General features: G+C 75.0%; 23 protein-coding genes. 16 read left to right on the top strand and 7 right to left on the bottom strand.

Going from position 1 to position 22,892, the window contains the following annotated elements; translation table 11 throughout:
• Nucleotides 1-52 precede the first annotated feature (52 nt).
• The 9 genes from AB7J25_RS20595 to era all read left to right on the top strand — a co-directional run bounded on the left by AB7J25_RS20595 (nucleotide 53) and on the right by era (nucleotide 12,473).
• Entirely contained in the window at nucleotides 53-3,289 is a 3,237-nt protein-coding gene (locus AB7J25_RS20595) for a WD40 repeat domain-containing protein (RefSeq protein WP_428511222.1), read from the top strand.
• Complete coding sequence (locus AB7J25_RS20590; protein ID WP_428511221.1) at nucleotides 3,279-5,423, top strand: hypothetical protein; 2,145 nt, start codon at nucleotides 3,279-3,281, stop codon at nucleotides 5,421-5,423. The genes AB7J25_RS20595 and AB7J25_RS20590 overlap by 11 nt, the downstream gene beginning before the upstream one ends.
• On the top strand, nucleotides 5,420-6,988 hold the full coding sequence (locus AB7J25_RS20585; protein WP_428511220.1) for a hypothetical protein: 1,569 nt from the start codon (nucleotides 5,420-5,422) through the stop codon (nucleotides 6,986-6,988). Before AB7J25_RS20590 ends, AB7J25_RS20585 begins: the two co-directional genes overlap by 4 nt.
• Nucleotides 6,989-7,039: 51 nt before the next feature.
• Entirely contained in the window at nucleotides 7,040-7,702 is a 663-nt protein-coding gene (locus AB7J25_RS20580; protein ID WP_428511219.1) for a pentapeptide repeat-containing protein, read from the top strand.
• Between the two features lie 24 nt (nucleotides 7,703-7,726).
• On the top strand, nucleotides 7,727-8,362 hold the full coding sequence (hisH, locus tag AB7J25_RS20575) for an imidazole glycerol phosphate synthase subunit HisH (RefSeq protein ID WP_428511218.1): 636 nt from the start codon (nucleotides 7,727-7,729) through the stop codon (nucleotides 8,360-8,362).
• Nucleotides 8,363-8,445: 83 nt separating this feature from the next.
• Entirely contained in the window at nucleotides 8,446-8,982 is a 537-nt protein-coding gene (gene ybeY, locus AB7J25_RS20570; protein ID WP_428511217.1) for an rRNA maturation RNase YbeY, read from the top strand.
• Nucleotides 8,983-8,993: 11 nt separating this feature from the next.
• Nucleotides 8,994-10,364, top strand: a complete 1,371-nt coding sequence (locus tag AB7J25_RS20565) for a hemolysin family protein (RefSeq protein WP_428511216.1) — start codon at nucleotides 8,994-8,996, stop codon at nucleotides 10,362-10,364.
• The gene (lhgO, locus tag AB7J25_RS20560; RefSeq protein ID WP_428511215.1) at nucleotides 10,342-11,562 is read left to right on the top strand and encodes an L-2-hydroxyglutarate oxidase; all 1,221 of its coding nucleotides are present in this window, start codon (nucleotides 10,342-10,344) and stop codon (nucleotides 11,560-11,562) included. The genes AB7J25_RS20565 and lhgO overlap by 23 nt, the downstream gene beginning before the upstream one ends.
• On the top strand, nucleotides 11,559-12,473 hold the full coding sequence (gene era, locus AB7J25_RS20555) for a GTPase Era (protein ID WP_428511214.1): 915 nt from the start codon (nucleotides 11,559-11,561) through the stop codon (nucleotides 12,471-12,473). The genes lhgO and era overlap by 4 nt, the downstream gene beginning before the upstream one ends.
• A gap of 279 nt (nucleotides 12,474-12,752) precedes the next feature.
• Here era and recO read toward each other — a convergent pair whose 3' ends face one another.
• Nucleotides 12,753-13,520 (bottom strand): DNA repair protein RecO, encoded by a 768-nt coding sequence (gene recO, locus AB7J25_RS20550; RefSeq protein ID WP_428511213.1) that lies wholly within the window; start codon nucleotides 13,518-13,520, stop codon nucleotides 12,753-12,755.
• A 155-nt stretch (nucleotides 13,521-13,675) separates the two neighbouring features.
• Here recO and AB7J25_RS20545 point away from each other — a divergent pair, with 155 nt between their 5' ends.
• The 4 genes from AB7J25_RS20545 to AB7J25_RS20530 all read left to right on the top strand — a co-directional run bounded on the left by AB7J25_RS20545 (nucleotide 13,676) and on the right by AB7J25_RS20530 (nucleotide 16,805).
• On the top strand, nucleotides 13,676-14,794 hold the full coding sequence (locus AB7J25_RS20545) for a DUF4190 domain-containing protein (protein WP_428511212.1): 1,119 nt from the start codon (nucleotides 13,676-13,678) through the stop codon (nucleotides 14,792-14,794).
• Nucleotides 14,791-15,543 (top strand): HugZ family protein, encoded by a 753-nt coding sequence (locus tag AB7J25_RS20540; RefSeq protein ID WP_428511211.1) that lies wholly within the window; start codon nucleotides 14,791-14,793, stop codon nucleotides 15,541-15,543. Before AB7J25_RS20545 ends, AB7J25_RS20540 begins: the two co-directional genes overlap by 4 nt.
• A gap of 81 nt (nucleotides 15,544-15,624) precedes the next feature.
• A complete protein-coding gene (locus AB7J25_RS20535) occupies nucleotides 15,625-16,419 on the top strand; it encodes an isoprenyl transferase (protein ID WP_428511210.1) in 795 nt (264 codons plus the stop codon).
• Complete coding sequence (locus AB7J25_RS20530) at nucleotides 16,416-16,805, top strand: hypothetical protein (RefSeq protein WP_428511209.1); 390 nt, start codon at nucleotides 16,416-16,418, stop codon at nucleotides 16,803-16,805. Before AB7J25_RS20535 ends, AB7J25_RS20530 begins: the two co-directional genes overlap by 4 nt.
• A gap of 85 nt (nucleotides 16,806-16,890) precedes the next feature.
• Here AB7J25_RS20530 and AB7J25_RS20525 read toward each other — a convergent pair whose 3' ends face one another.
• The gene (locus AB7J25_RS20525; protein ID WP_428511208.1) at nucleotides 16,891-17,145 is read right to left on the bottom strand and encodes a helix-turn-helix domain-containing protein; all 255 of its coding nucleotides are present in this window, start codon (nucleotides 17,143-17,145) and stop codon (nucleotides 16,891-16,893) included.
• 32 nt (nucleotides 17,146-17,177) lie between these two features.
• On the opposite strand from AB7J25_RS20525, the gene map reads away from it, so the two are divergent.
• Complete coding sequence (map, locus tag AB7J25_RS20520) at nucleotides 17,178-17,942, top strand: type I methionyl aminopeptidase (protein WP_428511207.1); 765 nt, start codon at nucleotides 17,178-17,180, stop codon at nucleotides 17,940-17,942.
• Between the two features lie 14 nt (nucleotides 17,943-17,956).
• Here map and AB7J25_RS20515 read toward each other — a convergent pair whose 3' ends face one another.
• The gene (locus tag AB7J25_RS20515; protein ID WP_428511206.1) at nucleotides 17,957-18,721 is read right to left on the bottom strand and encodes an SDR family oxidoreductase; all 765 of its coding nucleotides are present in this window, start codon (nucleotides 18,719-18,721) and stop codon (nucleotides 17,957-17,959) included.
• A gap of 100 nt (nucleotides 18,722-18,821) precedes the next feature.
• Here AB7J25_RS20515 and AB7J25_RS20510 point away from each other — a divergent pair, with 100 nt between their 5' ends.
• Complete coding sequence (locus tag AB7J25_RS20510) at nucleotides 18,822-19,670, top strand: helix-turn-helix transcriptional regulator (RefSeq protein WP_428511205.1); 849 nt, start codon at nucleotides 18,822-18,824, stop codon at nucleotides 19,668-19,670.
• Between the two features lie 63 nt (nucleotides 19,671-19,733).
• On the opposite strand, the gene AB7J25_RS20505 is transcribed toward AB7J25_RS20510, so the two are convergent.
• The 3 genes from AB7J25_RS20505 to AB7J25_RS20495 form a co-directional block, all read right to left on the bottom strand.
• Nucleotides 19,734-20,369: a hypothetical protein gene (locus tag AB7J25_RS20505; protein WP_428511204.1), complete on the bottom strand. Its 636-nt coding sequence runs from the start codon at nucleotides 20,367-20,369 to the stop codon at nucleotides 19,734-19,736.
• 723 nt (nucleotides 20,370-21,092) lie between these two features.
• Nucleotides 21,093-21,509 carry a Fur family transcriptional regulator gene (locus AB7J25_RS20500; protein WP_428511203.1) on the bottom strand — a complete coding sequence of 139 codons (417 nt, stop codon included), beginning with the start codon at nucleotides 21,507-21,509 and terminating at the stop codon, nucleotides 21,093-21,095.
• Entirely contained in the window at nucleotides 21,506-21,898 is a 393-nt protein-coding gene (locus AB7J25_RS20495) for an ArsR/SmtB family transcription factor (RefSeq protein ID WP_428511202.1), read from the bottom strand. The genes AB7J25_RS20500 and AB7J25_RS20495 overlap by 4 nt, the downstream gene beginning before the upstream one ends.
• 142 nt (nucleotides 21,899-22,040) lie before the next feature.
• On the opposite strand from AB7J25_RS20495, the gene AB7J25_RS20490 reads away from it, so the two are divergent.
• Nucleotides 22,041-22,382, top strand: a complete 342-nt coding sequence (locus tag AB7J25_RS20490) for an antibiotic biosynthesis monooxygenase (RefSeq protein WP_428511201.1) — start codon at nucleotides 22,041-22,043, stop codon at nucleotides 22,380-22,382.
• A 3-nt stretch (nucleotides 22,383-22,385) separates the two neighbouring features.
• Here the strand turns inward: AB7J25_RS20490 and AB7J25_RS20485 are convergent.
• Nucleotides 22,386-22,892: DUF305 domain-containing protein (locus AB7J25_RS20485; RefSeq protein WP_428511200.1), on the bottom strand; the 507-nt coding region annotated here is incomplete at its 5' end.

The following is a 22,892-nucleotide window of genomic DNA, read 5'->3' as shown; positions in this document are numbered from 1 at the left end:
TGGGGCGGTCGGCGAGAGAGCGCCTGACGTCCCTCGCAGCCGGAGCCGCCCCGTGCCGTCCCTGACGGAAGAGTCCACCCCGGATCACCTCGTCCCGCGCATGGGGGACCTGCCGATCTCCAACGCGCGCTACGTCCGGACGGCCGCGGTGACGCGGATCCCGCGCTCGGACCCGCCGCAGCGGGAGACCACCTGGTTCGGCCACGGCCCGGTCACCCCGGAGGGCGGACCGGTGATCGGCGCCCTCGCGATCGCCCCGGGCGGCACCTGGGTCGCGACGGGTGACGAGGCCGGTGCGGTGCGGACGTGGACGTCCGAGGGCGCGCCCGTGCTCGTGCCCGCGGAGCGCCACGACGGTCCGGTGCGGTCGGTGGACGTCGATCCGTCCGGTGCGCGCCTGGTCTCCGCGGACGCCGAGGGAACCGTGCGGTTGTGGGACACCGGCACCGGAGCCCCGCTCGGCCCGCCACTGCGCCACCGGACCTCCGGGGCCGTCGGGGTGGCCTTCGCCGGCCCGGACCGGCTCGTCGTCGCCGGCCGACGCGGCACCCTCGCGCTGCTGACGCTCGATGCGCAGCACACCGTCACGGCGGAGGACACGCTGGCGCGCCCGGCCGCGGGGCCGTTCACGATCCTGCGGGCCGCGGTGCGGTCGGGCGGCCCGGTGGTCGTCGCGGGCGGCGCGGACGGCTCCGTCGGCTTCGGGACGGACGGCTCCTCGAAGACGTGGCGGACGGCGTCCGGGCGCCATCCGGGGGCGGTGACGGCGGCGGCGATCGCGCCGGACGCCAGGCTGGTGGCGACGGCCGGGCAGGACGGCTCCGTGCGGCTGTGGGACCCGCGGAGCGGGGAGCCGGCGGGGTCCGGCGCGTGGCGCCACGACGCGCGCGTGACCAGCCTGGCCTGGAGCGCCGACGGCTCCTTGCTCGTGTCGTGCGGGCTGGACGGGATCCGGATGTGGGATCCCGTGTCCGGCGCGCCGGTCGGGCCGGTGCGCAGCGGCGGCGGGGTCGGTTTCGTGGCCGCAGCGGTCGGGCCCACGGTGCTCGTCGTCGCCGACACCCGTGGTCGCCTCTGGACCTGGACGGACGGCGTGCGCGCGCTGGCCGGACCGTTCGTCGTGCCACCGCCCCGGTCCGCCGCCGCGCCCGCCCGCGCCGCGGAGGGCGTGCTGCTCGTGCACGAGCAGAGCTGGGTGATGCAGGGTCTCGCCCTCGGCGAGCTGCTGCACAGCGTGAGCCTCGCCCCCGGCGAGATCACCCAGATCGCGGTGACCAGTCACACCCGCAGCGTCCTGCAGGACTCGGCCGACGTCGCGTCGCAGGACGAGCTCCTGGCGCGCAGCGGCACCTCGGCGGGCTCGCTCGCGGAGTCCGAGCGCACCTCGGCGACCCAGACCACCGCCGACACGACCGTCGGCGTCGCGCAGGGCGCCACCTCCGAGATCGGCGCGGGTGGGCTGCTGAGCGGGCTCGGCTTCTCGGGCGGCTCGGCGCTCACCACGTCCACCGCGGTCACGGCGACGTTCGCCACGGGCGTGCGCGAGCTCTCCGACGAGAGCAACCAGGACGTCCACCAGCAGGCCGTGGACGTGGCGCACCTCGCCCGGCGCCGCCACACCGCGTCGGTGCGGGAGGTCTCGGAGTCCGACGCGCTGGAGCTGCGCACCCGCGTCGTCGCGAACTACAACCACATGCACGCCCTGACGTTGCAGTACTACGAGGTCGTCCAGGTCGCCCGGCTGCGCACCCGCGTCGTCGACGCGCACCGGCTGCTGTTCGTGCCGATGAAGATGGTCGACTTCGCGGACCCCGAGCAGACCGGGCGGGCCCTCGCCCGCTACCGGCGCGAGATCGTCGACACCGCGCACGCGCTCGGCCTGCACGACGTCGCGACCGGCGTGGACCTGCTGCTGCTCGGCGCACCGCTCGGCCTCCCGCTGCGCGCCGTGCGCGTCGCGCAGGTGTGGCGGCGGGCAGCCGAGGCGGCGGCCGCACTCGCCACCGCCCACACCCGGGCGGCCGAGGCGGGCGAGCGGGCACAGGAGGCGGGCGACGCCGTGCTCGCGGCCCGCGACGCCCTCCGCGCTGCGGACGACCCGGGCCTCGCCGCCCGGGCCGCGCTGCAACGCAGCCTGAGCACCGCCACCGACGAGGGCCGGGTCGCCGACGCCGCGGCCCTGGCCGCCGCCGCGGATGTCGCCAGGCTCGCCCGCGAGCACGACGAGGCCCGCCGGGACCGGGCCGCGCTCGCGGCGCTGCTCGCCGCCGATCCCGGCGCCACCGAGCCGCCCGCCCTGGACGAGACGCTCCTCGACGCCCTCACCGCCCGGGTCCACCGGGCGCTCGCCCACCACCGCACCGCGGTCAACCAGGGGATCTGGATGCGGCTGGACCCCGGCGTCTACGCGGGGATGCTCGAGGGTGCGACCCACGACGGCGTGGCCGTGGCGCCGACGCTGGACCCGACACCGGTCGCCGTCGCGGGCAGCTACGTCGGCCTGCGGTGGCCCCACGCGGACCCGGACGCGGCCCGCCGCTTCCGGGAACGCCACGTGGACCGCGCACCCGAGCTGGACGAGGCGATGCCGCTGCCCACCGGCGGCGTGTTCGGCGAGGCCGTCCTCGGTGAGGCCGTCGCGGCCGAGAAGCTCGACCTCACCCGCTTCTGGAACTGGGCCGACGCCCTGCCCCCGATCCGCCCCACCGGCATCGACCCGATCGGCCAGACCGACGACGACCCGCTGCCGGTCCCGACGCGCGCCGAGGTGCCGGCAGCCACGATCAACCTCGGGCCGGTCACGTTCCCGCAGCTCGCCTCCGGTGTCCCCGCCCTGGCCGCCGCCGCGGCGAACCCGGAGCTGTTCGCCGATCTCACCGGAGCCGCGACCAGCGCGGCGCTGGCCCGCTCGGCGATCGAGCTGTCCGCGTCCGGCGCGTCGACGGCGGCGACGCTGGCCGGGGAGAACTTCCGGCGCCACCTCCAGTTCCAGCGCCAGGTCGCCGGGGCCGTGATGGACGCGGTCGGGGACGGGAAGGGCCGCCTCGACCCGACGCTCGCGGGCGCGGCGCTCAATGCGGGTGGTGGTCCGCCCGCCCGCGAGAAGGCCGGTGCGGCCGGGTCGCCGTGGAGCGCGCCCGCTGCCGGGGAGGACGGGGCCGGGGACGGGACCGGCGGCACGGCCGGTGATGCCGGTGACACTGGTGATGCTGCGGGTGACGGGTCGGGCGGGAGCACGCCGGGTGTCGAGTTCGTCACCGACCAGCCGGAGGGCACCGATGCCCCCTGAGACACCGGTCCCCGCCCCTGCGACGGACGGCGCGAACGGCGCGTGGACCCGCGCCTTCGCCGCCCTGCACGCCAAAGACAACGCAGACAACGCCAGGCCCGCCCGCACGGGCCCGCCCGTGGGCGAGGAGCTCGCCCCGGACCCCGACCTGCCGGTCTCCCACGTGGTGACCTACCGCACCGCGGGGATCACCCGCCTGGCCGCGGGCGCGGGCGCCCCGCGCGAGATCGACGGCCCACTGGACCCGCTCGCCGCCCCCGCCACCGGTGCCGGGCTCCCCGCGGAGGGCGCGCTGCTCAGCCACGAGCAGGCGTGGCGCCAGCGCGGGGTCACCCTCGGCCGGCTGCTGCACTCGGTCGCGCTCGCCCCGGGCGAGGTCACGCAGATCGCGATGTCGACCTGGGACCGCAGCTCCGCGGGCGGGACGTCCGAGGACGTCGCCGCCGAGGAGACCGCGGCGCAGGCCGCGGGGCGCGACCGCGGCATCCACGAGGTGACGAGCGTGGTCGCGCACCAGGTCGGTGTCGGGACGTCGTCGACGTCGGCGCTGGCGTCGCAGACCGACTCCGGCGTCACCGGTGTCGCCGGGTTCCTCGGGGTGGCCTCCTCCGGCTCGGCCAACAGCTCCGTCGCGACGGCGGTCGCGTTCGCGACGGGTGCGCGCGGCCTCGCGTCCGACAGCACCCGGTCCGTGCGCGAGGCCACCCAGCAGCAGGCCGCGAACGTGCGCGGGCAGCGCTCGACGACGGTCCAGGAGGTGCACGAGAGCGAGACCGAGCAGTTCACCACCCGCGTCGTCGCGAACTACAACCACATGCACGCACTCACGCTGCTCTACTTCGAGGTCCTGCAGGTCTACGAGCTGGCGACGCGGGTCACCGACGCCGAGCGGCTGCTGTTCCTGCCGATGGCGGCCACCCGCTTCGACGACCCGGACCAGGTCACCGCGTTCGCCCGGCCGCTGGCCGACGCGGCCCGCGCGACGGGGCTTGACGCGCTCGCGCAGCGGCTCGAACGGCTCGACGAGGACGGCCCCGCCCGTACCGCCCGGCGCGCTGCGCTGGAGGGGGCGCTCGACGCCGCCCGGTCGGCCGCCGCGGGTGTCGCCGAGGGCACGGCCCCGGAGATCGCCGCGGCCCTCGACGGGGCGGTCGCTGCCGCGCTCGCCCAGGTGGAGCTGGCCGAGGAGGCGCAGGCGCACGAGCTGGCGGATCTCGGTGCGCAGCTGCAGGACCGCCAGCTGGCGTTCGACCAGGCGATCTGGATGCGGCTCGAACCCGACCAGGTCGCGGCGATGCTGGCGGGCAGGTGGCACGAGGGAGCCCCGCTCGCCGACACGATCGACCCGGCGCCGGTCGCGGTGGTCGGCAACCTCGTCGGGTTCCGGTGGGCGTTCCCGGAGGGCCAGGAGGCGGCGGCCGCCGCGTTCCGGGCCCGGCACGTCAGCGGCGACGAGGGCGGCGACGAGAGCGGCGACGAGGACGCGACCGACCGCGACACCGTCGTCCTGCCGACCGGCGGCGTCTTCGCCGAGGCCGTCCTCGGCCGGGCCAACTGCGGGGAGACGCTCGATCTCACCCGCTTCTGGCGCTGGGACGACACGACCATCCCGATCCAGCCCACCGCGATCGAGCGGCTGCGGCAGCGCCGCCACGCCCGCCTGGCCGAGGCCCGGCCGGCGCCGCTCGGTGCCCCCGCCGTCGCGGTGCAGCAGCTGCCGGAGGCACCCGCAGGCCCGGCGCACGAGCTCGCCGGCCTCATCGGCACGTCACTGTTCCGGGACGCGGGCGGCGCGGCGGTGATCGGTGAGGTCCTCACCGCGGCCCAGGGCACCGCGGCCAAGGGTTCCGCCGAGGCGCAGCAGGTCGCGCACGACACCATCTCGGCCTACCTCGACCATGTCGAGCAGCTCCTGCCCACGATCACGAAGGCGCTGTCCCGGGCGAAGGCACCGTCCCAGGGCGGGCAGGGCGCGGCTCCGGGGGCACCGGACGACCGGGGCGGGTCGGGAGGTGGCAAGGCCCTCGACCCGTCCACCCTCGGCGCGCTGCAGAACGCGCTGGGGGAGAAGGGCGCGGGCGTCGACGTCGAGGGCCTGCTCGGGTCGGCCGCGGAGCTGGGCCTGTTCCTGTGACCACGCCGACGACCGGGGCCGCGGGGACGACTCCGACCACCGGGGCCGCGGGGACGACGTCGGCGCCCGCGACCGCACCCCCGCCCGCCCCGCCTGCGCCGCGCCCGGCCGGGCCGCCGCCGGTCGGGCGGGAACCCCCGCCCGTGTTCCGCAGCGGCTTCACCGACAACACCTCGGCCCGCGCCGCCGCAGCGGTGTGGCTCAAACGCTGCGTCGACCGCGGTGCCCCGATCGTGGCGTGGACCGGCGAGATGACCGCGGACGTGCGCCGGCTCGTGGCGGACCAGGAGTTCCCCACAGCGCCCGGAGCCGCCGTGTGGGCGGACCAGCACTGGCGGGTGACCGGTGCCGGCTGGGCCGACGACTTCTTCGCGCTCACCGCGCCCGCGCCGCCCGCGGGACCACCGCCCGCCGGCGGCCTCTGGCCGGCGCTGCACGGGCTGCCGACCGAGGACACCCTGCGCCTGCTCCTGCTCGGCGACGGGGACGCCCCCGCGATCGCGACGTACCTCTCGCGGGAGGGCATGCACCTGTTCGACCCGCGCGCGGGTCTCTGGTGGTTCGAGGCGGGCCGGGCCAGGGACGGGTTCGTCGCGCACATGCGCCGCCGCCACCGGGGCACCGAGTCCGCCGACGTGTCCGCCTACCTGGTGGGCGACCCGACCCGCAGGCCAGGCGAGTCCGCGCGCCGCTGGCTGGTCCGCGCGCGCAACCAGGTGTTCGCCTGGGCCGACCGGACGGCCCCCCTGGCGCTCGCCTTCCACCCGGAGACGCTCGGCACCTCCGACGGGTCGCCGGCATCCGACCTGACCCTGCAGATGGCCGGCCTCTTCCGCCACTACCGGCACGTCGACCGGAACATGATCTGGCGGTTCACGAGCCGGCCCGCCGCCGAGAGCGTCGTGATCGCCGACGACGTCTCCTACGACGAGCTGCGCCGGTCGATCGCCGATCACAGCGCCGGTGCCGACAAGTCCAACCGGCGGGTGCGCACCCTGTCGTTCTGCCGGAACACCGGTGCCCTGCTCGGCACGGCGATCTCCCCGGGGGGCGACGGGCACGTGCTGAACATCGTGGACAAGGCCGCCTACCTCGTCGGCATCGACGTCGACGGGCTGGCCGGGCACAACATCACCGCCCACCCGGCGCTCGGCCGCGCCATCAGCATCTTCGAGACCGAGTACGTGCTGGTGAACGGCGGGGCCCACCCGGTCTCGCTCGCCGACCTGGCGTCCGTGACCTACGACAACCCGTTCGCCGGCCAGCTGCGGCAACTGCTGGCGGGGAAGGCCGGGCGGCTGGCGGAGTTCGCCCGGGCCGAGAGGGACATGGGGCACGTCACCGCCGAGCCGCGGCCGCAGACCGCTCGCGCGATGCCCCCGGCGGTCGTCGCGGCGATCCGCGCCTACGCCCAGGCGGCCGAAACGTCGGCGAGAGGGTTCTGGCAGACCATCAAGGCGCCGGACCGGCTGCAGTCCGACGGCCTCTTCGCGGCCCTCGTGACCACGCACGTCCCCGCCTACTGCGCCGCGATCGAGAAGGCGATCGGCGCCCGACCGCAGTGATCCGTGAACCGCCGGCGTCAGTGCCGGGCCGGGACGCCGTACGGTCGCGGCGTGCCACCCCGTCGCAGGAGCGCCGCCAGGACCACCGTCGAGGCCCCGCAGGTGCCGCCGTCCTACGACCCGCCTCCTGCCGATCCCGGCCACCGCTTGGACGGCGTGGAGTTCGGGGCCGGTCACGTGTTCGCCGGGCCCGTCGCGGATCTCGACCTGCGCGAATGCCGGTTCGCGGGCACCGACCTGTCCGGCCGGGTGTTCACGGGCCTGGAGGTGCGCGACACCCTCTTCGAGGGCTGCGACCTCTCCGGTGCAGTGCTGGACCGGGCCGTGTTCTCGCGGGTGGTGTTCACCGGCTGCCGCCTCACCGGCACCGTTCTGAGCGGGACGACGCTGCAGGACGTCCGGATCACCGACTGCCGGGCGGACCTGCTGGACCTGCGGATGGCCCGCGCCGACCGGCTGCTGGCCGAGGACTGCGACCTGCGCGGCGCCGATCTCTACGAGTTCACGGCCACCGACGCCGCCCTGCTGCGTTGCGACCTCACCGACGCCGAGCTGGACCGCGCCGACCTCACCGGCGCCCGCCTGCACGGCTCCACCCTGGACGGCGTGCGCGGCGCGCTCGCCCTGCGCGGCGCGCGCATCGGCGCGGACCAGCAGATCCCCCTCGGTGCGGCGGTGCTCGCGGCGCTCGGGGTCGAGGTCACCGACCAGTAGGCCGGGGCCGGTAGCCTGGCGCGGGTGTCGAGGATCGTCGTGCTGGACTACGGCTCGGGCAACCTGCGCTCGGCGGAACGGGCGCTGCGCAGGGTCGGGGCGGACGTCGTCGTGACGGCCGACCGGCAGGCCGCCCTGGAGGCGGACGGCCTGGTCGTGCCCGGGGTGGGGGCGTTCGCGGCTTGCATGGCGGGGCTCAGCGCCGTCGACGGGCCGGGGATCATCGGACGGCGCCTCGCCGGCGGCCGTCCCGTCCTGGGCATCTGCGTCGGCATGCAGGTGCTGTTCGACCTCGGCGTCGAGTGGGGCGAAGCCACCGAGGGGTGCGGGCAGTGGCCCGGGACCGTCGAGCGGCTCAAGGCGGACGTGCTGCCGCACATGGGCTGGAACACCGTCCGCGTCCCGGCCGCGTCCACGCTCTTCGCCGGGCTGGACGCCGACACGCGGTTCTACTTCGTGCACTCGTTCGCGGTCCGCCGCTGGGAGCTGGAGCCGTCGCCGGTGATCGCGCCGCCGCTGGTGACGTGGTCCCACCACGGGGAGGACTTCGTCGCCGCGGTGGAGAACGGGGCGCTCTCGGCCACCCAGTTCCACCCGGAGAAGTCGGGGGACGCGGGGGCGGTCCTGCTGCACAACTGGTTGCGCGACACTGTCGGATGAGTGCCGGATGAGCGGTCGGGCGACCCTCCCGGGCACGGACTAGGCTTTGCTCCACCCACACCGGATCGGATCAAGGGAACCGCGTGTCCATCGAGGTCTGCAACGAGTCGGGCGTCGACCTGGACGCGGCGCTGATCGTGTCGGTCGCGCGCTACGCCCTCGCCGCGATGCAGGTCAGCCCGGCCGCGGAGCTGTGCATCACGGCCGTCACCAGCGAGGTGATGGCTGAGCTGCACGAGCGGTGGATGGATGAGCCGGGCCCCACGGACGTCATGGCGTTCCCGATGGACGAGATCGTGGAGGACACCCGCCGCCCGGACGCGCCGGACATCGGGCCCGCGCTGCTCGGCGACGTGGTCCTGTGCCCGGAGTTCGCGCGTTCCCAGGCGCGCACCGCGGGCCACACCCTCGCCGACGAGCTGCACCTGCTCACCGTGCACGGCGTGCTGCACCTGCTCGGCTACGACCACGGCGAGCCGGAGCAGGAGCGGGAGATGTTCGGGTTGCAGGACCGGCTGCTCGCCGGGTGGCGCGCCGAGCGCCGCCGGACCGCCAGCCGGGAGGCACAGCGCCGCAGCGACTCCGCGGTGCTGGGCGCCGCAGGCCTCGAGGAGGGCTGAGCCCACCTGCGATGAACACCCCGGTCGGTCTGATCGTCATCGCCGCGCTGCTGATCCCGCTGGCGGGGCTCTTCGCCGCAGCGGACGCCGCGCTGAACACCGTCTCGCGTGCGCGGGTGGACGCGCTGGTCCGCGATGGCCGCAGCGGGGCCAGGGCGCTGCAGGCGGTCGTGGCCGAGCGGCCCCGGCACGTGAACCTGCTGCTCCTGCTGCGCCTCGCGGCCGAGACCGCCGCGGTCGTGCTGCTCACCGTCGCGATGGACTTCTGGTTCGAGCCGCCGTGGGTCGGCGCGCTGGTCGCGGGCGGGATCATGGTCGTGGTCAGCTACGTCCTGATCGGCGTCGGCCCGCGCACGCTCGGCCGCCAGCACCCGTACGCGCTCGGCTGCGTGATCGCCGCGCCGGTACGGGCGCTGGCGCGCCTGCTCTCGCCGCTCACGCAGCTGCTCATCCTCATCGGGAACGCGATCACCCCTGGCCGCGGCTTCCGGGAGGGCCCGTTCTCCTCGGAGGTGGAGCTGCGCGAGCTCGTCGACATGGCGAGCACCACCGGTGTGGTGGACGAAGGCGAGCGGAAGATGATCCACTCGGTGTTCGAGCTGGGCGACACGATCGTCCGCGAGGTCATGGTGCCGCGCCCGGACGTCGTGTGGACCGAGCACGACACCACGGTCGACCGGGCGCTGCGCCTGGCGCTCAAGAGCGGCTACTCGCGGCTGCCCGTGCTGGGCGAGAACATCGACGACATCGTGGGCGTCGCCTACCTCAAGGACCTCGTCCAGACCCAGGCGTCGGCCGCGGGTGCGGGCGAGGCCCCGGTGTCCGGCGTGATGCGCCCCGCGGCGTTCGTGCCGGACTCCAAGGGCGTGGACGCGTTGCTGCGCGAGATGCAGGCCCGACGCAACCACATGGCGATCGTGGTGGACGAGTACGGCGGCACCGCCGGGATCGTCACGATCGAGGACATCCTGGAGGAGATCGTCGGGGAGATCACCGACGAGTACGACACCGAGGAGATCCCCGCGATCCAGGACGTGGACGAGCGCACGCTGCGGGTGGCGGCCCGGCTGCCGGTGGAGGATCTCGAGGAGCGCCTGCGGCCCACGCTCGTCGGCACCGTCCACGCGGAGGAGCTGCGCGACCTCGCGGAGACCACCGACGTCGACACCGTCGGCGGCCTGCTGGCCCAGCGCCTCGGCAAGGTGCCGCTGCCCGGTGCGCACGCGGAGGTGGCGGGCCTGCGGCTGCTCGCCGAGGGCGGCAAGGACGCGCGCGGTCGCGTCCGGATCACGACGGTGCTGGTCACGCCGGTGGACGCGCCGGAGAACGAGCGGGACGAGACGGCACGGGAGGAGACGGATGCCAGGCACCCGTCGGCATGACCGCTACGACCTCGTCGTCGTGGGTGGGGGGATCGTCGGACTGGCGACGGCGTGGGCGGCGGTCAGGGCGGGCCGCTCCGTCGCGGTCGTCGAGCGCGAGGAATCCCTTGCCGCGCACCAGACCGGCCACAACTCCAACGTCATCCACTCCGGGCTGTACTACGCCCCGGGCGGCCTCAAGGCGCGGCTGGCGGTCACCGGGTGTGCGGAGACGGTCGCGTTCTGCCGCGAGCACGAGCTGCCGCACGCGGTCACCGGCAAGGTCGTGGTTGCCACGGAGCCCGAGGAGCTGCCGCGGCTTCGCGAGCTGGCCCGCCGCGGCGTCGCGAACGGCGTCGAGGCCCGCGAGCTGGACGCGGCCGGGCTGCGTGCACACGAGCCGCACGTGCGGGGCCTCGCAGGGCTGCACGTGCCGTCCACCGGGGTGTGCGACTACCGGCTGATCGCGGAGAAGCTCGCCGAGCTCGTGGCGGAGCGCGGCGGGGAGGTGCTGCTCGGCAGGTCGGTGTCCGCTCTGGTGCGCCGGCGCGCGGACGTCGTGGTCCGCACCTCCCGGGGAGACGTGCTGGGCCGCCAGGCCGTCGCGTGCGCCGGCCTGCACTCCGACACCCTCGCCCGCGCCTCCGGCGCCGATCCCGGGGTGCGGATCGTGCCGTTCCGCGGCGAGTACACCGATCTGGCCACGCCTGTGCTGGTCCAGGGGCTGATCTACCCCGTGCCGGACCCGGCGTTCCCGTTCCTCGGGGTGCACGCCACCCGCGGCCTGGACGGATCCGTGCACGTCGGACCCAACGCCGTGCTGGCCCTGGCCCGCGAGGGCTACTCGTGGCGCGACGTCGTGCCGCGCGAGCTGGCCGCCACCCTCGCCTACCCGGGCCTGTGGCAGCTCGCCCGCCGCCACTGGCGCTACGGGCTGGGGGAGGTGCACCGCTCCCTCTCCCGCGCCGCGATGGCGCAGCGGCTGCGCCGGATGCTGCCGGACGTGCGCGAGCAGGACCTGCACCCCGCGGGCGCCGGGGTGCGTGCGCAGGCGGTCCGACCCGACGGCGGGCTGGTCGACGACTTCCTGTTCGTCGCGTCGGGCGACGGCGCCGGCGCCGTCCTGCACGTGCTCAACGCCCCGTCCCCGGCGGCTACCGCGGCGCTGCCGATCGGGCGGGCGATCCTGACCCGCCTCGGTGTGGAGGTCGACGCATGACGTTCCCGACCGTGCCGGAGGGCTTCCGGTCCGGCTTCGCCTGCTTCGTCGGCCGCCCCAACGCGGGCAAGTCGACGCTGACCAACGCGCTGATCGGCTCGAAGGTCGCGATCACCTCCAGCCGGCCGCAGACCACACGCCACGCCATCCGCGGCATCCTGCACCGGGAGGACGCCCAGCTCGTCGTCATCGACACCCCCGGCCTGCACAAACCGCGCACCCTGCTCGGATCGCGGCTCAACGACATCGTCCGCGAGACCTGGGCCGAGGTGGACGTCATCGGGTTCTGCGTGCCCGCGGACGCCCCGGTCGGGCGCGGGGACGAGTTCATCGTGGGCGAGCTGCGGGCGGTCGCCGCGCGCACACCCGTGCTCGGGATCGTCACGAAGACCGACCTCGCGCCGCCCGAGCAGGTGGCGTCGCGCCTCTCCGAGCTGGCGGGGCTGATGGACTTCGCCGACATCGTGCCCTGCTCGGCCGTGTCGGGGTTCCAGGTGGCGCTGCTCGCGGACCTGCTCGTCGCGCGGCTCCCGGAGGGCCCGCCGCTCTACCCGGACGGCGAGCTCACCGACGAACCCGAGGAGACGCTCGTCGCGGAGCTGGTCCGCGAGGCGGCCCTGGAGGGCGTGCGCGACGAGCTGCCGCACTCGATCGCCGTCGTCGTCGAGGAGATGGTCCCCCGCGAGGGCCGCGCGGACCTCCTGGACGTGCACGCCCAGATCTACGTCGAGCGCCCGTCGCAGAAGGGCATCGTCATCGGCCGCGGCGGGGAGCGCCTGCGCCAGGTCGGATCGGACGCCCGCCGCCAGATCGAGAAGCTGCTCGGGACCAAGGTGTACCTGGACCTGCACGTCAAGGTGGCGAAGGACTGGCAGCGCGATCCGCGGCAGCTGCGGAAGCTGGGGTTCTGACCGGCTGGGGCCGGTCGCGGGCCGTGCTCGCGCTTGCGTGGGGCCCCGGACGGTGGGTGGGCTGCGCGGGGGCCTCTTCGGCCGGGCGCTGGTTGGGTAGAGCTCGGGCGTGGGTCGCGGGGTGGGCCCGGTTCGCAGGGTTCGGATGTGGTTCGCAGGTGGTGGCGCCGCCCTCGCAGGGCCTGGGCACGGTTCGCAGATGCTGCGGCCTCTGTGAGGGGTGCGGAATCCCTGCGAAGGGGTGCCCCGGTGCGACTCCGGCCCGGCCGGCGGAAGGGCTCAGCCCGGCCCCGTGACCACCGGTGGAGCGGGAGTGGCCCGCCGCTCCACCAGGGGCAGCGACCGCAGCTGCCGCTCCAGGTGGTACTGCAGGTGCGCGGCGACCAGGCCGCTGGTGTCGCGGCGGGTCGGCGCGGTGGCGGCGTCGGCGGTGTGCCAGTCCCCGTGCAGCAGGGCGTCGAGCAGCGCGAACGTCTCCGAGGACGGTACGACGGAGCCGGGTGGGCGGCACCGGGCGCACACCGCGCCGCCGCCCGCGACGCTGAACGCCCGGTGCGGGCCCGGCGCCGCACAGCGGGCACAGTCCGTGATCGCAGGTGCCCACCCGGCGTGGCTCATCGCGCGCAGGAGGAACGCGTCCAGCACCAGTGAGGGATCACGCTCCCCGTCCGCCAGTGCCCGGACGGCCCCGACGAGCAGCAGGTACAGCCGCAGTGCCGGCTCGCCCTCCTCGGCGACGAGGCGGTCGGCGGTCTCCAGCATCGCGCAGCCCGCCGTGTACCGGGCATAGTCGCTCACGATGCCAGCGCCGAACGCATCGAGCGTCTGCGCCTGCGTGACGACGTCGAGGCTGCGGCCGGTGTAGCACTGCACGTCGACGTGGTTGAACGGCTCCAGCCGCGCCCCCCAGCGGGACCGCGTCCGCCGCACCCCCTTCGCCACCGCGCGCAGCTTCCCGCGGCGGCGGGTGAGCAAGGTGACGATCCGGTCGGCCTCGCCCAGCTTGTGCACCCGCAGCACCACGCCGACGTCACGGTAGAGGGCCACGTCAGGCCCCTGCCGACCGGAACGGATCCACGCCAGAAGCCTACGGCTCCGGGTGCCGTCCCGGCGTGCGAGCAAGGGGCGCGTCGCCGCTCCGGGCGCGTACCGTCGCCCCTAGGATCCTCCCGCGATCATCGAGGCCAGGGGGCAAGAAGACCATGACGCAGGACCCGTCCGACCGCGCGCCGTCCGACCCCACGGCTGCGCCCGCTCCGGACGGGTCGTCCGGCGACTGGCCCGCGCAGTCGTGGAGCCCGCCCGACTCCACGAGCAGCCCGGACGAGGGGGCGGCCGGTTCCACGCAGGTCATCGACACTTCCGCGGCCCGCGCGGGGACGCCCGGCTCACCCGGTGCGGGCAGCGGCGGGGCGCCGCGTGCTTCCGATGCCCACGACGCCCACGACGCAGGAGCCGCGCCGGACGCCACGGCACCCGGCGGGTCCGCCGCCCCCGCGGGCGGGCCCGGTGCCGAGGGCACGCCGCCGGGTGTCGGGGCAGCGGGCGCCGGGACAGGGCCGTCCGACCCCACGACAGCCCGGGGGAACATCCCGTCGACGGCCACCCCCGCCACCCCCGCCACCCCTGGCACCGGGGGCGCGGCCGCGACGCCCGGGGGCAGCTGGGCCCAGTCCGAGAGCCCGGCGTCGCCCCCCGGCCACGGCGCCCCGCCGCCGGGCACACCCGGCTACGCCCCGCCGGGCCCAACCGGCTACGCCACCCCGCCGGCCACGTCCGGCTACGCCGCCCCGCCGGCCACGTCCGGCTACGGCGCCCCGCCGGGCACACCCGCCTACGGCGCCATCCCGCCGAGCACGCCCGCCTACGGCAGCTCCTCCTACGGCGCTCCGTCCTACGGCCAGCAGGCCGAGGCGGCGGCCTACCGCGACCTCGGCACCGACCCCACGGGCGCCCCACCGGTGCAGGCTGGCTATCCCGGCGGCCAGCCCCCGCCCGGCCCGGGCTACCCGCCCGAGACGCCGGGCTACGCCCCCGGCTACGGCGCCCCCGGGTACGGCCAGGGCTACGGCTACCCGGCGCCCCCGCCCACGAACACGATGGCGATCCTCTCGCTGGTCTTCGCGTTCGTGTTCGCGCCGGTCGGGATCGTGTTCGGGTTCATCGCCCGCAGGCAGATCCGGGAGACCGGCGAGCAGGGCGACGGCATCGCCCTCGCCGGCCTGATCATCAGCATCGCGTTCACGGCGATCTTCGTCCTGCTCGTCGTGCTACCGCTGATCTTCGTGCTCGCCGCGGCGGGGGCGGGCGGGTTCGGGTGACGGAGGCCCCGGACCCCGTCGAGCCCTCCGACGCCGAGCTCGCCCGCACCCTCGTCGCCACGACGACGACGGGGATGCTCGCCACGCACTCGGCGGTGCACCCCGGTTTCCCATTCGGCTCCGTCGTCACCTACGCCGCGGACGCCGACGGCCGGCCGGTCCTGTGGCTCTCCGATCTCGCCGAGCACAGCCGCAACCTCGCCGCGGACGCCCGCGCGTCCCTGCTCGTCGCCGACGACCGCCCCGGCGATCCGCTCGCCCACGCCCGGGCGACCCTGCTCGGCGCGGTCACCGCACTGGACGGTGCCGAGCGCGACGCCGCGGCGGCGGTCTACCGTGCCGCGCACCCCGGCTCGTACGTGCAGGACTTCCACGACTTCCGCCTGTACCGCCTCGCGGTGGACGCCGTGCGTTTCGTGGGCGGCTTCGCCCGGATGAGCTGGGTGGACGCCCAGGAGTACGGCGACGCGCAGCCCGATCCGGTGGCGCCGTTCGCGGCCGGGGTGATCGAGCACATGAACGACGACCACGCGGATGCGCTCGTCACGTACTGCCGCTTCTACGCCGGCCTTGCCGTCGAGTCCGCGCGGATGACCTCGGTGGACCGCTACGGCTTCCGGGTCGCCGCGACCGACGCCGCGGACGCCCGTCAGGACGTCCGGATCTCCTTCGACGGGCCCGTCGCGACACCCGACGAGGTCCGCAAGGCCATGATCACGCTGCTGCGGAGGGCCCGGGGCGAGGCATGATCGCCGTTGCGGCGCGACGGGCGACGCGGGGTGTGCATTCCGCGCCGAGGCGGTGATCATGGCGGGCGTAAGGTGCGGGCCGTGTCCCGGTTCCAGCCGCCCCCGCCGCACCCGTCCGGGGCCCGCCCGCCGGTGATCCCGGCCGCGCTGGTGCCGCACCACGTCGCCCTGGTCATGGACGGCAACGGGCGCTGGGCGAACGCGCGCGGCCTGCCCCGCATCGAGGGGCACCGCCGCGGCGAGGCATCGCTGATGGACGTCGCGCGCGGCTGCATCGACATCGGCGTCAAGTGGCTCTCGGCGTACGCGTTCTCGACGGAGAACTGGAAGCGCAGCCCGGACGAGGTGCGCTTCCTCATGGGCTTCAGCCGCGACGTCATCCGCCGCCGGGTGGACGAGATGCACGCGATGGGCGTGCGGGTGCGCTGGGCCGGGCGGCGGCCGCGGCTGTGGCGTTCGGTGATCAAGGAGCTGGAGATCGCCGAGGAGAAGACGCGCCACAACGACGTCCTCAACCTCACGATGTGCGTGAACTACGGCGGCCGCGCGGAGATCACGGACGCGGTCCGGGAGGTCGCGCGGCTGGTCGCACAGGGGCGGCTGAAGCCGGACAAGATCGACGAGCGGACGATCGCGCGGCACCTGGACGAGCCGGACATGCCCGACGTCGACCTGTTCGTGCGCTCGTCGGGGGAGCAGCGCACGTCGAACTTCCTGCTGTGGCAGAGCGCGTACGCGGAGATGGTCTTCCTGGACACCCTGTTCCCCGACTTCGACCGCCGCCATCTCTGGGAGGCCGTGGAGATCTACGCGCGCCGCGACCGCCGGTTCGGAGGCGCCGTCGACCGGGCCGATGACAGGGCCGGTACCCGGTGAGCACCCCGCTGGAGACGGCGAAGGCCGCCCTGGAGCGCTTCCACGACGTCCGGGTGGACGACGACGGGGCGCTCACGTTCGCTCACGGCGGTGTCGTGGCGTTCGTGCAGGGCACGGAGCTGGAGGACGGCCTGCCCGTGCTCAACCTGACGTGCGTGGTGGCGTGGGATCTGCCGTTCGACGCCGACGTTCCCGCGCGCGTGGGCCTCGGCGTGGGGGAGTCGCTGTTCGGGACGCCTCGGGTGGTCCGCGGCGAGCGGGGCTGGGACGTCACGCTGCGGTACGCCTTCCCCGCCGCAGGCCTGGACGAGAAGGCGATGGGCACGCTGCTGATGCTGGTGGTGGCCGGTGCCTCCGGGATGCGCGCCGAGCTCGTGGACACCTGATCCCCGGTCACCCCGCAACCGGTAGCGGCACCTCGCAGCCCTCCGGACGGCTGCGACGTGATCCGCGATGTTGCGAGGTGCCCGGTCAGGGCACCCCCGCCGGCTCCGTCGCGGCCGCCAGGACGTCCAGCGAGGTGCCCAGGGCGGTGGCGAGGTTGGCGACCGTGAAGAAGGCAGGCGTGGCGATGCGGCCGCTCTCGATCTTGCGCAGCGTCTCGGGGGAGATCCCGGCCTCGGCGGCGATCTCGACGATGCTGCGCGGTCCGCGCAGCTCGCGCAGCAGGACGCCGAGGCGTTCGCCGCGCGCGCGTTCGGCCGGGGTGAGGGGGTCGCGCACCATGACCGGGATTGTAGTACCGGTATAGTTATCGTGTGATCGAGCTGAAGACACCGGACGAGATCGACGCGATCGCAGCGGCAGGCCGGATCGTCGCCGCCGTCCTGGCCGCCGTGTCCGACCACGCCGCCCCCGGCGTCACCACCCGCGAACTGGACACCCTCGCCCGCGACCTCATCGCGGACGCGGGCGCCCGCCCCACCTTCCTCGGCTACCACCCGGACTGGGCCCCCACCCCCTACTCGGGCGCGATCTGCGCGAGCGTGAACGACGCCGTCGTCCACGGCCCGCCCACCGACGCCCCGCTGGACGGCGGCGACCTGCTGACCGTCGACCTCGCCGTCCACCTGGACGGATGGTGCGCCGACGCGGCGATCGGCACGGTCGTCGGCGAGGCCGACCCGGCGGACCTCCAGCTGATCGCCGCAGCGGAGAAGGCTCTCGAGGCCGGGCTGGCCCAGGCCCGTCCCGGTGCGCGGATGGGCGATCTCGCCCACGCCGTCGGCAGCACGGCCCGCGCCGCGGGCTACGGCATGCTCGCCGACCACGGCGGCCACGGGGTCGGCCGTTCGATGCACGAGGCCCCGTTCGTCCCGAACGAGGGCCGTCCGGGCCGTGGGCTCACGCTGCGCCCCGGGCTCGTGCTGGCCATCGAGCCGATGCTGATCGCGAGCGGGAGCGACGGCTACCGCCACGATCCCGACGGTTGGACGGTCCGCACCGCCGACGGCAGCCGGGCCGTACACGTCGAGCACACGGTCGCGGTCACCGAGAACGGGCCGCGGGTGCTCACCGCCTGAACCGGGGGCCGATCTCAGCGGCCGTGCGGGTCGTGGGCGTTGAGCGCCGCCACGACGTCGTCGTAGTCCCCGCGGGCCTGCGCGAACCGCAGGAACCCCACCCGCTCGACGAGGATCTCCCGCGCGTCCGGCTGCTTGTCCAGCAGCGTGACGACCTCGTCGACGAAGTCGTCGAGCGGCATCGCGAACTCGCTCTCCTCCTGCCCGGGCAGGAGCGCCGTCCGCACCGACGGCGGCACCAGCTCGACCACGTCGACGCCCGTGCCGGCGAGCTGCAGGCGCAGCGACTCGCTCAGCATGTGGATCGCCGCCTTGGAGGCGTTGTAGCTGGGGGTCACCTGCAGCGGGACGTGGGCGAGCCCCGACGAGACCGTCACGATCGTGGCCGACGGCCGCGCGCGCAGGTGCTCGACGAACGCCGCGATGAGCCGGATCGGGCCGAGCAGGTTCGTGGTGATCACCTCCTCGGCGGAGTCGAGGAAGCCGGTCGGGGTGCGCCAGTCCTCGATCCGCATGACGCCGGCCATCGTGACCAGCACGTTCAGGTCCGGGTGGCGGGCGAGCACCTCGGCGGCGGCGTCCCGGATGCTCGCCGGGTCGGCTGTGTCGATCCGGACAGTGTCCAGGCCGGGGTGCTCGGCCGCGATGCGTTCCAGGAGCTCGGCCCGCCGCCCGCCGACGATCACGGTGTTGCCCCGGTCCCGCAGCGCGAGGGCGAGCGCGAGGCCGATCCCGCTGGTTGAGCCCGGGATGAAGACGGTGTTTTCGCTGATCTGCATGAACCGAGCCTGCGTCCGGGCCCGGCGGCGCTCCAGGGCGCCGATGTCGGGGGACCGGCGATCCCTGCCTCGCGGCCGGGGACGCACCGATACTGGCGGCGTGGACCGTGCAGCACTGGCCGAGTTCCTCCGCCGGCACCGGGAGGCCCTCCGCCCGGACGACGTCGGCCTGCCCGCAGGGGCGCGCAGGCGGGCGCCGGGCCTGCGCCGCGAGGAGGTGGCGGCGCTCGCGACGATGTCGACCGACTACTACACCCGCCTGGAGCAGCGCCGCGCTCCGCAGCCGAGCGAGCAGATGCTCGCCTCTCTCGCCCGGGCGCTGCGGCTCACCGCCGATGAGCGCGACTACCTTTTCCTCGCCGCGGGCCGCAACCCACCGCGGGCGGCGACGGTGGCGGCGCACGTCGCGCCCACGTTGCTGCGGGTGCTGGACCGCCTCGCCGACACCCCTGCCCTCGTCCTGTCGAGCCTGGGCGAGACGCTCGTCCAGAACGACCTCGCTCGCGCCCTCTTCGGCGACGCGTCGCGGCACACCGGGCTCGCCCGCAGCGAGATCTACCGCTGGTTCACCGACCCGGCGGAGCGGCTGCGCTACCCGGCCGGGGACCACGATCGACAGAGCCGGGCCCAGGTGGCGAACCTGCGGGCCGCCTACGGCCTGCTCGGGGCCCGGTCGCGGGCCGGGGAGCTGGTCCGCACGCTGCAGCGGCTGAGCCCGGAGTTCGCGGAGCTGTGGGACCGCCACGAGGTGGCCCGCCGGTTCGCCGACCACAAGGTGCTGTGCCACCCCGAGCTGGGGGCGCTGGAGGTCGACTGCCAGGCGCTGTTCACCGAGGACGGCTCGCAGGCGCTACTGGTGCTCACCGCGTCCCCCGGCAGCGAGACCGCCGAGAAGCTGCGGCTGCTCGCGGTGCTCGGCGAGGAGCGTTTCGCACCGGGCACCGCGTGAGAGTGGAGTGGACGGGCGCGGCGTGACCCTCGTCGGCGCCGCGCCCGTCCGCGTCTTCGGGTGCTATCCCTGCGCCGCCAGGTGCACGATCCGCAGCTTCGCGAGCTCCGCGGGCGTGAGCTTGCCGGCCGCGCCGAGCACGCGGTTCTGCGTCTCCTGCATCCGTGCGTCGACCAGACCGGACAGCGCGTACGCGACGCGGCCCAGGAGCCGCACCGTCGTGTCGTCGACGATCGGGCGCGGCGTGGAGACCACCGCGATGCCGTTGGGCCGGCCGTCGTTGCTCTGCGCCGCACCGATCGTGAAGGACTCACGCGGGTTCGTGTGCCGGGAGGCGTAGTGGTCGCGCAGCTTCTTGACCATGTCGTGGAACTGCGTGACGTCCCCGTCGAGGTTCAGCTCCTTGAGGTCCGCCTCGGTCAGGACGGCGGTACGGCCGGAGAAGCAGCGCACGTAGCCGACGAGGGCGCCCGTCCACAGCGCCTCGACGAGCGCGTCGTCCGTGGCGACCCGCACCGGGCCCGCATCCGGCGACCCGAGGGCCGCGACCAGGTGCTCGCAGCACTTGAGGACGTACTGCAGGTCCTCGAACACCGCGGCGAGCGTCGCGAGCTTCAGTGCCTCGGGCAGTTGCAGCTCGCGCACCGTGCTGGGCGACGCGGCGGTGCCGTTCGCCCCCGCGATCCCGTTCTCCGTCATCGGTGCGCCTCCTCGCGTCTGAACGACCCGCACGGTAGCCGGAGATCGGAAGGCCGGGTGACTCGATCTGAGACGCCGGACGCTCGTGGCGTCCGGAGCGGTCCACATGTCTCGCACACATGTTCCGTCGCTCGCACACACCCGGAAGTGCTCGCACAGCCCGTCGGCGGTATGTGTGAGCACCACGAGCCGTGTGCCAGGCCGGAACATGTGTTCCAGGTCCCGGCAGGCGGATCACCGGTTGGTGGGCCGGGGCCGGTGACGCCGATGATCGCGGTCGGGCTGATCGAGGAGGGCGCGAAGCTGATCGTCCCGGCCGCGCTGGTGCTGGTCCTCACGCCGCGCCGGCTCGCGGACGGCCTGGTCCTGGGCGTCGCCCCGGGTGCGGGTTCGCGGTGCAGGGACAATGGGCCACGCGTTCGTCGAGCTGATCCAGTCCGAGGGCGACCTCACGGCCGAGGACGACCTGCTGGTCCTGCGCGGCGTGCTGAGCCCGCCGCGCACACGGCCCGGACGGGGCTCACGGCCGCCGCGCTGTGGTGGATGGCCGAGGGCTGCCGCCACGGAAGCGGTTCGCCGGACCTTCCTGATCGCGGTGGCGCTGCACGCAGCGTGGGCAGCCTCGTGGTCTACGTGATCGTGGCGGCGATCAGCCTCGGGCTGCTCACCAGGACCGCCCACCGGCTGGCGCACGTCACGCGCGAGGTGCAGGTGCGCGTCCGATCAGCGGGCGGCGCACTCCCGGCACAGGCCGAAGATCTCCACGGTGTGGCTGAGCTGGGTGAACCCGTGCTCGTCGGCGACCTTCTGCGCCCACGTCTCCACCGCGGGCCCCTCGATCTCGACGGCACGCCCGCAGCGGCGGCAGACGAGATGGTGGTGGTGGTCGGCGGAGTCGCAGCGGCGGTAGACGGACTCGCCGGAGTCCGTGCGCAGGACGTCCACCTCGCCGGAGTCCGCGAGCGTCTGCAGGGTGCGGTAGACCGTGGTGAGGCCGATGCCCTCACCGGCGCGGCGCAGCTCCTCGTGGATCTCCTGCGCCGATCGGAAGTCCGAGAGCCGGTCCAGCAGGGCCGACACCGCCGCACGTTGCCGGGTGGCGCGCAGCGGTCGCGTGCCCGCCTCGGGGGACTGGCTCACCGGCCCTCCTCGGAGTGCGCGACGGCGTCCACGACGATGTGGGCGAGGTGGTCGTCGACCAGCGAGTAGACGACCTCGCGGCCCCGCCGGTCCCCGTGCACCACCCCCGCGGACTTGAGCACCCGCAGGTGCTGGCTGATCAGGGGCTGGGTGACGCCGAGGGCGTCCACCAGGTCGTGCACGCAGCAGGGCGACTCGTGCAGCTGCAGGACGATCGCGATGCGGACGGGCGCTGCGAGCGCTCGCAGGAGATCACCTGCCGCCGCGAGCGTGGCAGGGGTGCGTACCGGGGCGGGGGCGGCCGCGCGGCCCTCGTGCACCTCGTCGTGGGCGTCGGCGCCCTCCTCGGCGGTGTCGACGGGCTCGCCTGCCGCCTCGACGATGGACATCGGAGTCCCCTCCCGGGGGCGGCGGCCCGCACCCCCCGGTGCTCGCTGCAACGCCCGTCCGGACGTCGTGGCCGCACCGGCCATCCTAGGACGGCCCGGCCGTGCACCCCGGGCGCTCGGGGGCGTGCGAGGATCGCGCCCCGTGCTGCTCGTGTGCCGATTCGCCGTCCCCGACGATCCCGCCGACCCGGGTGCGAATGTCCGCTTCGTCGCACGTGCCCGGCGCGCCCTGGAGCTCCTGACCGCGGCGCCGGGCTGCCTGGGCGGGGAGCTGGGCCGCGCGGTGGACGAGCCGCAGCGCTGGGTGCTGGCCGTCCGGTTCGCGTCGGTGGACGCCTACCGCAGGGCCCTGTCGCCGTTCCCGGTCCGCGAGCACGTCGTGCCGCTGCTCTCCGAGGCGCTCGCCGACGAGCCCGCGACCTACGAGGTGCTGGTCAGCGGCGCGGACGGTCGGGTGGTGGAGCACCCGAGCCTGCTTGCCTGACCGTCAGGACGGCAGCGGCTGCGCGCCCCGCTCGGCGAGGAGCGTCTGCAGGTAGCCGGCCTCGGTGGTCTGGGCGGTGGCCATCTGCTGGGCGAGCGTCCGCACAGCGGGCTCCGCGGCGTACTGCGCGGCGTAGGCGAGCATCGGGGCGCCGCCCTCGTGGTGGCGCAGCATGAGCTGCAGGAACAGCACGTCCAGGTCGGGGCCGGAGGCGGCCCGCAGCGCGGCCATCTCCTCGGGGGAGGCCATTCCCGGCATCGTGGCGACGCCGTCCGGAGGAACCGCCGCGAGCCCGCCCCCGTGGCCGCCGTGCCCGGTCGTGCCGGCCATCCACCGCATGTATCTGCCCGGTGGTTGCTGCGGGGCACCCCACAGCGTGAGCCAGCCCTGCATGCGACCGATCTCGGCGGTCTGGGTGGACTCGATGTCGTAGGCGAGGGTGCGGACCACGGGGTCGGTCGTGTGGTCGCGCACCCAGGAGGCCATCTGCACGGCCTGCTCGTGGTGGAC

It is taken from the genome of Pseudonocardia sp. (genome assembly GCF_050246655.1).
Lineage (GTDB): Bacteria > Actinomycetota > Actinomycetes > Mycobacteriales > Pseudonocardiaceae > Pseudonocardia.
This window is presented reverse-complemented; position numbering and strand designations above follow the sequence as displayed.